This is a genomic window from Amycolatopsis sp. NPDC059021 (assembly GCF_042739895.1).
Classification (GTDB): Bacteria; Actinomycetota; Actinomycetes; order Mycobacteriales; family Pseudonocardiaceae; genus Amycolatopsis.
Window position 1 is genome coordinate 1 of the sequence record NZ_JBHYIQ010000130.1, and the last position, 8,467, is coordinate 8,467.

10 protein-coding genes are annotated in these 8,467 nt (G+C 70.2%); 7 read left to right on the top strand and 3 right to left on the bottom strand.

The features are described 5' to 3' along the window. Window positions 1–456: 456 nt before the first annotated feature. The 3 genes from ACFWX1_RS43150 (at window position 457) to ACFWX1_RS43160 (ending at window position 3,602) form a co-directional block, all read left to right on the top strand. Window positions 457–1,806, top strand: coding sequence for an MDR family MFS transporter (locus ACFWX1_RS43150; RefSeq protein ID WP_378395694.1), 1,350 nt, complete (start codon window positions 457–459; stop codon window positions 1,804–1,806). A gap of 29 nt (window positions 1,807–1,835) precedes the next feature. Then, complete coding sequence (locus ACFWX1_RS43155) at window positions 1,836–2,681, top strand: NAD(P)H-binding protein (protein WP_378395695.1); 846 nt, start codon at window positions 1,836–1,838, stop codon at window positions 2,679–2,681. A gap of 258 nt (window positions 2,682–2,939) precedes the next feature. Then, window positions 2,940–3,602 (top strand): response regulator, encoded by a 663-nt coding sequence (locus ACFWX1_RS43160; protein WP_378328011.1) that lies wholly within the window; start codon window positions 2,940–2,942, stop codon window positions 3,600–3,602. 17 nt (window positions 3,603–3,619) lie between these two features. Here ACFWX1_RS43160 and ACFWX1_RS43165 read toward each other — a convergent pair whose 3' ends face one another. Beyond that, complete coding sequence (locus tag ACFWX1_RS43165; RefSeq protein ID WP_378395696.1) at window positions 3,620–4,273, bottom strand: response regulator; 654 nt, start codon at window positions 4,271–4,273, stop codon at window positions 3,620–3,622. Continuing rightward, window positions 4,270–5,412, bottom strand: a complete 1,143-nt coding sequence (locus tag ACFWX1_RS43170) for a sensor histidine kinase (protein ID WP_378395697.1) — start codon at window positions 5,410–5,412, stop codon at window positions 4,270–4,272. Before ACFWX1_RS43170 ends, ACFWX1_RS43165 begins: the two co-directional genes overlap by 4 nt. Window positions 5,413–5,541: 129 nt before the next feature. Here ACFWX1_RS43170 and ACFWX1_RS43175 point away from each other — a divergent pair, with 129 nt between their 5' ends. After that, window positions 5,542–6,117, top strand: coding sequence for a class I SAM-dependent methyltransferase (locus ACFWX1_RS43175; protein ID WP_378395698.1), 576 nt, complete (start codon window positions 5,542–5,544; stop codon window positions 6,115–6,117). 20 nt (window positions 6,118–6,137) lie between these two features. Beyond that, entirely contained in the window at window positions 6,138–6,671 is a 534-nt protein-coding gene (locus ACFWX1_RS43180; RefSeq protein WP_378395699.1) for a YceI family protein, read from the top strand. Here ACFWX1_RS43180 and ACFWX1_RS43185 read toward each other — a convergent pair. Then, window positions 6,652–7,167, bottom strand: coding sequence for a hemerythrin domain-containing protein (locus ACFWX1_RS43185; protein WP_378395700.1), 516 nt, complete (start codon window positions 7,165–7,167; stop codon window positions 6,652–6,654). The genes ACFWX1_RS43180 and ACFWX1_RS43185 overlap by 20 nt on opposite strands. Window positions 7,168–7,309: 142 nt before the next feature. On the opposite strand from ACFWX1_RS43185, the gene ACFWX1_RS43190 reads away from it, so the two are divergent. Both ACFWX1_RS43190 and ACFWX1_RS43195 read left to right on the top strand, forming a co-directional pair. Continuing rightward, on the top strand, window positions 7,310–7,645 hold the full coding sequence (locus tag ACFWX1_RS43190; protein ID WP_378395701.1) for an ArsR/SmtB family transcription factor: 336 nt from the start codon (window positions 7,310–7,312) through the stop codon (window positions 7,643–7,645). 1 nt (window position 7,646) lies between these two features. Continuing rightward, window positions 7,647–8,171 carry an SRPBCC family protein gene (locus ACFWX1_RS43195; protein WP_378395702.1) on the top strand — a complete coding sequence of 175 codons (525 nt, stop codon included), beginning with the start codon at window positions 7,647–7,649 and terminating at the stop codon, window positions 8,169–8,171. Window positions 8,172–8,467 lie beyond the last annotated feature (296 nt).

Genomic DNA, 8,467 nt, shown 5'->3' on the forward strand with positions numbered 1-8,467 from the left:
CCCCACCGACCCCGAATGCTGTGAAGGCCTCCATCACAGCGCTGAGCGCCGTGAAGGAGGCCTTCACGGCATGTCACGAATGGCGAATTGCCGACGCTCGACGCCGCGAATGTCCCATTTCGGCATCACCCCAGCCCGAGCCGGGGTCCCGAACGGAGCGTTGGGGACGATGAGCGTCCCCAACGACGCGTTCGCGACACGAGCACCACGCCCGTCCTCCAATAAGAGCTTGTCTTCGGACATGTAGTTGTCTAGAGTCATGGACTGTCAGTTGTCCGGCACGTAAGGACGCCGGCCGGGGTCGACCGGCCGAGCGGGACGAATCCGAGGTGGTTTCCGAGCGCGAAGAGGACCGCACCCCAGCGCGGGTGACGGTTGGAACCTTTTCCCGTCTCGACGGGGCGCACTGAGCTGCGCCCGGCCCTCACGTCCCTTCTTTCCTGCATTGGACTTTCCTTGACCACGCTTTCCGTGGCGCCTCCGCGCGCCCGCATTCCCCTTGCCCTCACGGGCCTTTTCCTCGCCGTCTTCCTCGGCATGCTGGACGCGCAGGCGGTGTCGACCGCCCTGCCGGGGATCGCCGCCGAATTCGGCGGCACCGGCTCGTTCGCCTGGGTCACCACGGCCTATCTGCTCGCGGGCAGCGTCACCGCGCCGGTGTACGGCAAGCTCGGTGACCTCTTCGGCCGCAAACGTGTCCTGCTCGCCGCGCTCGTCCTCTTCCTCGCCGGGTCACTGGCCTGCGGGCTCGCCGGCCGCGCGACCACGCTCATCGTCGCCCGCGTGCTCCAGGGCGCCGGGTCCGGCGGCCTCTTCGTCTCGGTGGGTGCGACGATCGGCGAACTCTTCCCGCCGCGCGAAGGCGCGAAGTACTTCGGGTGGTTCTCGGTGTGCTTCGCGGTCGCGTCGCTGGCCGGTCCCGTCGCCGGCGGCCTGCTCACCGAAGTCGCCGGCTGGCGGTGGATCTTCCTCATCAACCTGCCGGTCGGCGCGCTCGCCCTGGTGGCTGTGGCCACGTTCCTCCAGCTGCCGAAGCGACGTCGCGACTCGCCGTTCGACATCGCGGGCGTGCTCCTGCTGGGCGGCGCGATCACCGGCCTCACCCTGTTGACGCCGTGGTCGGTCCCGCTCGGCGTAGTGCTGGCGATCGCCTTCGTCCTGGTCGAGCGACGCGCGACAGCGCCGGTGCTGCCGCTCCGCCTGTTCGCCGACCGCACCTTCACGCTGTCCGCCGTGCTGAGCCTGCTGGCCGGATTCGCCTTCCTCGGCTCGGTCAACTACCTCGCGGTGTTCCTCCAGAAGGTAGCCGGGGCCGATCCGGCGACCGCCGGGGTGCTGCTGGTCCCGATGACGTTCGCGGTCGCGGTCTCGTCGGTCGTCTCCGGACGGCTCATCAGCCGCACCGGCCGCTATCGCTGGGCGCCGATCACGAGCATGGCGCTCGGCCTGCTCGCGGTCCTCGCGATGACCACGCTCGACGAGCACAGCACGCTGCCTGCCGTCATCGGCTGCCTCACGGTGTTCGGACTCGCCGCCGGACTGAACATCCAGGTGCTCTCGCTCGCCGCGCAGAACACCGCCGCACGGGAGGACCTCGGCGCGGTGTCGGCCACCGTCGCGTTGTTCCGCTCGCTCGGTTCCGCACTCGGGCCGGTCGCGCTCGGCGCGGTGTTCAGCGCCGAGCTGGACACCGGGCACTACGCCGCCGCGACACACGGCGTGTTCCTCGCGATGCTCCCCGCGCTCGCCATCGGGCTGGTCGCCACCCTCGCGCTGCCGCGCGTGCAGCTCCGCTCGAAGCACTGAACTTTCGTTATCCAGTAAGGAGAAATCTCATGATTCTGGTTCTCGGCGCCACCGGAAAGGTCGGCCGCGAACTCGTTCCCGCCCTGCTCGACACCGGCGCCACCGTCCGGGCACTGACCCGCGACGCGGCCCGCGCGCGGATCGACCCGCGAGCCGAGGTCGTCGAGGGCGACCTCGACCGTCCCTCGGAACTGCCGCGCCTGCTCGACGGCGTCGAGCGGGTCTTCCTGCTCACTCCTGGCCACGGCCCCGGCCGGGAGATCACCGTCGCCGAAGCCGCGGCCGCCGCCGGGGTGACCCGGCTGGTCAAGCTCTCGACCAGTTGTGTCCACTTCGGACAGCAGGACGCCATCACCCGAGGTCACGCGGAAGCGGAGCAGTCCGTCCGCGAGGCTGGACCGGAATGGACGATCTTGCGCCCCGGCGCGTTTATGGACAACCGGTTCGGCTGGCTGCCGTCGATCCGGGAGCACGACACCGTCCTCGTCACCGAGGGTGACCCGGATTCGGCGCTGATCCACGTCCGCGACATCGCCGCGGTGGCGGCGCTCGCCTTGACCGGACCGGGCCACGACGGCCAGGTGTATCCGCTCAGCGGAGGCGTTTCGCTCAGCGCGGAACAGCAGGTCGAGACGCTCTCCGCGGCGCTGGGACGTCCGCTGAAGATCGTGTTCGAAACCGTCGAAGAGACCCGTGCGCGCATGCTCTCCTACGGCTGGCCCGCCGCGACGATCGACGGGTTCTTCGAGCTCAAACGCGAGTCGAACGCCCACGAGCACGTCGTCTTCGACACCGTCGAGCGCCTGCTCGGCCGCGCCCCGCTCACCTTCGCCGACTGGGCTCACGAGAACGTTGCAACGTTCCTCGGCGCCTGACGACTCTCTGTACGCGCGAAGCAAGGGACCTTTACTATCGCTTGGCGGCAGTAAAGGTCCCTTGCTCCCCCTCCCACTGGGCCGAACGGGTGTTCCCCCTTGCTCCGGTGGGCCAAAGCACTTGGGCCGTCCGCTGCCGCCGCGAGATACTCACCATGTGTTTAATTCGGGCCGGACGGTGTGCGGCGTGGACGGCGAAGAGACAGCCTTCCCGGCGCCGGCCTTTCGAGGTTGATCTTCGACGCCGAAGGAGACCACATGACCGACCGGCTTCGCGTGATCGTCGTGGACGACCATCCGCTCTTCCGTTTCGGGGTGTGCACGCTGCTCGCCGCCGAGCCGGGGATCGAGGTGGTCGGTGAGGCGTCGAGCGGGGCGCAGGCGGTCAGCGCCGCCGCCGCGCTGCATCCCGACGTCATGGTGATGGACCTGCACCTGCCCGACCTGTCCGGCATCCAGGCGACCCGGCACATCGTGGCCGAATGCCCGGAGGTCGGCGTGCTCATGCTGACGATGGCCGACGAGAGCGAATCGGTGTTCGCCGCGATGCGCGCGGGCGCGCGCGGCTATCTGCTCAAGGACGCCGAACCCGACGAGATCATCCGCGCGGTGCAGGCGGTCGCCCGGCGCGAGGCCATTTTCGGCCCCGACATCGCCAACCGCGTCCTCGGCTTCTTCAACCAGCCGCTGCCCAGCACCAACCCGGTGTTCCCGGAGCTGACCGGCCGCGAACGCGAGGTCCTCGAACTCATCGCGAGCGGGCACAGCAACGCCTTCATCGCCAGCACCCTGTGCCTGAGCCCGAAGACCGTGCGCAACCACATCTCGAACGTGTTCAGCAAGCTCCACGTCGCCGACCGCGCGGAGGCCATCGTCCGGGCGCGGGACGCCGGCCTCGGGAGTCCGCCCGCCCGCCGCTGACGTCCACAGTGGACGATTCAGCAGAGGTCGGCGTCGTGCACCAGCAGGGCGATCTGGGTGCGGTTGCCCAGCTCGAGCTTCGTCAGGATCCGGGTGATGTGGGCCTTGACCGTGGCCACGCTGACGAACAGCTCGGCGGCGATCTCGGCGTTGGTCCGCCCCTGGCCGACCGCGACGGCGACCTCGTGCTCCCTTGTGGACAGTGCGGCCAGGGCCGCGCGAGCGCGGTCGTACGCACCCGCTTCGGTGGCGGCGCGGTCCATCAGCCGCCGGGTGACGCGGGGCGAGAGGATCGGATCGCCGGCGGCGACCCGGCGGACGGCGTCGGCGATGTCGGCGGGCGGGGAATCCTTGAGCAGGAACCCGCTCGCCCCGGCGCGCAGTGCACGCAGCACGTTCTCGTCGGTGTCGAACGTGGTGAGCACGACGACCTCGGGCGGCTCGGCACGAGCCCGCGTGCGCCGTGTGGCGGCGATCCCGTTGACCCGCGCCATGCGGATGTCCATCAGCACGACGTCGGCGGGATGCGCGTCGAGCACAGCGGGGAGTTCGTCGCCGTCGCCCGCCTCGCCGACCACGGTGATCCCGTCGGCGCCGTCGAGCATCATCGTCAACCCGGCTCGCACCAGCGCGTCGTCGTCGACGACAAGAACCCGGATCGTTGCACTCATGCGGGCCACGGTAACCAGGCCGAAAGCCGGAACTCCTCCGGCGTGGCCTGGTGGTCGAGCTCGCCCCCGGCCAGCCGCACCCGCTCGGTCAAGCCGACCAGGCCGGTGCCCGCCCCGGGAATCGCGAGCTCCGCCGGGGTGCCGGGCAGGGGATTCGACACGGCGATGACGAGCCGGGTTCCCGGCGAACCGTCAAGCGCGATCCGCACCGGCCGGCCGGGAGCGTGTTTGCGGGCGTTGGTCAGCGCCTCCTGCACGACGCGGTAGGCCGTCCGCCCGGTCGTCCCCGGCAGGGCGGCCGGTTCGGCCACGGCGTCCTGCACCTCGACCGGAGTCCCGGCCGACCGGGACTCCTCGACCAGCTCGGGCAGATCGGCCAGCACCGGCACCGGCCGCTCGGCGCCGTCCGCCGCGGTGTCCTCGTCCCGCAGCAACACGATGACGTCCCGCAGTTCGTTCAGTGCCTGGTGCGCGGTGGCCCGGACGACGCCGGCCGCGTCGGAGAGCCGCTCGGGCGAACTGTCCGGCCGGAATTCCATCGCGCCCGCGTAGGTCGCCAACAGCGACAGCCGGTGCGCGAGCACGTCGTGCATCTCCCTGGCGATCCGGGTGCGCTCGGCTGCCCGCGCCTCGGCGACGCGGCGCCCCTGCTCGGCTTCGGCGCGGCGAGCGCGTTCCCGCAGCGACGCGATCAGTGCGTGCCGCGCCGCCGCCAGCGCACCCCAGCCGACGAACGCGGCGTGCCCGAGGACGACCAGCACCAGCCACCATACGTAGCTCAGCCCGGCCATCGGCCGCCACACGCCGCGCAGCGCGTGCGCCGCGACTCCGGCCAGTGCCACGCCGATGGCGAGCGCGTTCCGGCGGCACCGGGCGGTGTGCAGCAGGCCGACGCTGTACGGCGGCGTCGCGGTCGGCGACACCGCGGCCAGCACGACGAGCACCAGCGTGACGGCGACGGGCCCGCGGTTCAGCAGCGGCACCATGGCGCAGCCGCCCAGCCCGAGCACGAGGTCGAGCACGAGCCACCGCGGATCGATGCCCGAGACGTGTTCGCCCCAGGCGGTCGCCGCGACACAGACGCCGACCGCCAGGGCGGGCCAGATCATCCGCCGCTCACAGGACTGTCCCTCGTGCACGGCCCGAGCGTACGGCCGGGCCGGGACCGGTGACAGCGACCAAAGTCGACATGGCCCCCGACCGGAGGAGGCCCCGCCACGGCCACGCGGCCGATGTGCCGGAGACGTCCGGGCAGCGAGGCTTCCACCATGACCACGATCCTGGGGGCCGGTCCCGGCACGCTGCGACCGGCGCTGCTCGGCCCGTTGCGGGGCACCGTGCTGGAACTGGGCCCCGGCAGCGGCGTCAATCTGCCGTTCTACACGCCGCGAGTGCGCTGGATCGGCATCGAGCCGGACGCGGGCAACCGCGAGCGGACCCGGCGCGCGGCCGAACGGCTCGGCCGCCGTGCCCTCGTGCTGCCGGGACGCGGCGAACGGATCGACCTGCCCGACGGGTTCGCCGATGCCGCCGTCGCGACGTTCGTGCTCTGCTCGGTCGACGATCCCGACGCCGTGCTCGCGCAGCTGCACCGCGTTCTGCGCCCCGGCGGGAAGTACGTCTTCGGCGAACACGTCGCCGCGCCGCCGGGCTCCTGGGTCCGTCGCGGCCAGGACGTCTGGGCACTGTTCACGAGGCGCCCCGGCTCGTGCCGCCCGAACCGGGACAGCGAGGCCGCCATCACGCGCGCCGGTTTCGACATCGTCGAGCCGTACCGGTTCACCTTGCCCGGCCCGCTGGGCGTTCCCGTCCCGCACATCGCGGGCAGCGCCGTCCGTTCCTGAACCCCGACAAGGAGAAACCCATGCAGCGCACAGTATCCACAAAGGACAGTGTGGAGATCCCGGCCGAGGGCACCTACCGCATCGACCCCGGCCGCTCGACGATCTCGTTCGGCACCAGGCACGTTTTCGGCCTCCTCCCGGCACACGGCACATTTGCGCTGCGCGAAGGCTTCATCCGGGTGGCCGACCCCGTGACGGAATCCTCGGCGTGGGCCAAGATCCCGGCGAAGAGCTTCGACACCGGTAACCCCGCACGTGACCGCACTGTCCGATCAGGACAGTACCTCGACGCCGATAGACACCCCGACATCACGTTCACCTCCACCCGGCTCGCGCGAACCGGAGAAGGCTGGTTCCTGCACGGCTCGCTCACGGTGCGCGGGAACTCGAACGAACTCGAACTGCGCGTCGAATCCGCGCGGACGGCGGATTCCCGGCTGAAACTGCGGGCCACCTGCCGCGTCGATCGCTACGCGTTCGGTGTCACCAAGATGAAGGGCATGACCGGGCGGTACCTGACGTTCCGGCTCGACCTCACGGCCGACCGGGCCTGAGATCCAGGAACGACGGCGTGGTGTCCTGCCAGCGGGCGGCCACCGCGTCCAGCGCCGAGGCGATCCGCTTCTCCTCGTAGCCGAAATGCGATTCCAGCAACGCGGACAGCCCGTCCAGCTCGGCGCGGACACGCCGCACCTCGGCCGGGCCCGCGTCCCGGCGCAGTCCGCCGAGCAGTGTCTCGAGTTCGGCCAGCATCCCGGTCACCACCCGGTGATCGCGGGCCAGCTCGTCCAGCACCGGGCGCAGTTCGGGGAACCGCTGCGCGAGCGCCGGGAACACCTCCCCGTCCTCGCCGGTGTGATGGCGGGTCACCGCGGAACAGAACGCCAGGCAGTGTGCGCGCAGCGACCGCGGCTTCCCGGCGCGACCGTCGAGAAAGGACTCGACATCCGCACGGAGTTCGGCGAGTTGTTCGCGGAGCAGGAGATGGACTTCGATCAGCTGATGCCCGAGGGCCTTCGGACGGCCGCCGGGGTCAAGAGGGTATTCCACGGATCTTCCCGGGATTCGGCGCCTCCATGCCCTCGGCGGTCTTCGAGCCGGGTACACCGCGACGCTGCCGGAATCAGATCACGGGATCGGACCCGTGAGCAAGAGGGTTGACGCATACCCATATCGGCATATGATTGTCCTCGTGGCACGAGCAGCGACGACGGCGGACGCGTTCAACGCGGTGGCCGAACCCCGGCGGCGGGAGATCCTGGACGTCCTCGCGGCCGGCGAACGTCCGGTGAACGATCTGGTGCGCCTGCTCGGGCTCACCCAGCCGCAGGTGTCGAAGCATCTGCGGGTGTTGCGCGAGGTGGGCGCGGTCGACGTGCGCGACGAAGGACGGCAGCGGCTGTACCGGCTGAACGGCCACGCACTCAAACCCATCCACGACTGGGTGAAGAAGTACGAACGGACCTGGTCGGAGCGGTTCGATCGACTGGACGCCGTACTGCTGGAACTGAAGGACGAGGAGAGCTGAAATGCCGGAGACGACGAGCAAGAAGGCGAAGATCACCCTGCCTTCGGACGAGCAGATCCTGATCACGCGGGAGTTCGACGCGCCGAAGCACCTGGTCTACCGCGCGTACACGACACCCGAGCTGGTGCGGCGGTGGTGGAGCGGGCACCGCGGCACGACGACCGACGTCGAGATCGATCTGCGGGTCGGCGGCCGCTGGCGGTACGTCATAACGGCCAACGGCGGTTTTCAGGTCGCTTTCCACGGCGAGTACCGGGAAATCGTGCCGGACGAGCGGCTCGTCATGACCGAGGTCTTCGAACAGCCGGGCACCGAAGCGTCCGATGTGGACGCTGCGGACGATGCGGGCGCGCCGGTGAACACGATCACGTTCACCGAAGTGGACGGTCGCACGACGCTGTCAATCCTGGTGCAGACGTCGGGCAAGGAACTGCGCGACACGATCCTCGGCTCCGGTATGGAGATCGGCATGCAGGAGCAGATGAACGTCCTGGAGGAGATCGCGATCTCGCTCGCCGCGGAGTGAGAGGCAGCTCCGTGAATGCCACATTGACGGATTCCGAGTCCCTCAATTGAGGTTTTGTCGGTAGGTGCGGGGGGTGCGGTTTTGCTGGTGGGTGCTTTCCCGGGGGCTTGGTGGTGTGGTGAAGGGGTCCTTCGCGGCGTTGAGCGCTGTGAAGGAGGCCTTCACGGCATGCGGTGGGCCCGGGGTGTGTGTCGGGGGGGGGCGGGGGCCGGCGCGTCAGAGAGCGGAAACCGCGGAAACGTCGACAGCGCGAGCGGGGGGGTGTTGTGGGGGCGCGGCGACGGCGGGACCCGGCG

Bases quoted from the DNA above. Each gene is read 5' to 3' on its own strand.
- ACFWX1_RS43155 (WP_378395695.1), top strand. From the start codon at position 1,836: ATGATTCTGGTTCTCGGCGCCACCGGAAAGGTCGGCCGCGAACTCGTT.
- ACFWX1_RS43160 (WP_378328011.1), top strand. From the start codon at position 2,940: ATGACCGACCGGCTTCGCGTGATCGTCGTGGACGACCATCCGCTCTTC.
- ACFWX1_RS43165 (WP_378395696.1), bottom strand. From the start codon at position 4,273: ATGAGTGCAACGATCCGGGTTCTTGTCGTCGACGACGACGCGCTGGTG.
- ACFWX1_RS43175 (WP_378395698.1), top strand. From the start codon at position 5,542: ATGACCACGATCCTGGGGGCCGGTCCCGGCACGCTGCGACCGGCGCTG.
- ACFWX1_RS43180 (WP_378395699.1), top strand. From the start codon at position 6,138: ATGCAGCGCACAGTATCCACAAAGGACAGTGTGGAGATCCCGGCCGAG.
- ACFWX1_RS43195 (WP_378395702.1), top strand. From the start codon at position 7,647: ATGCCGGAGACGACGAGCAAGAAGGCGAAGATCACCCTGCCTTCGGAC.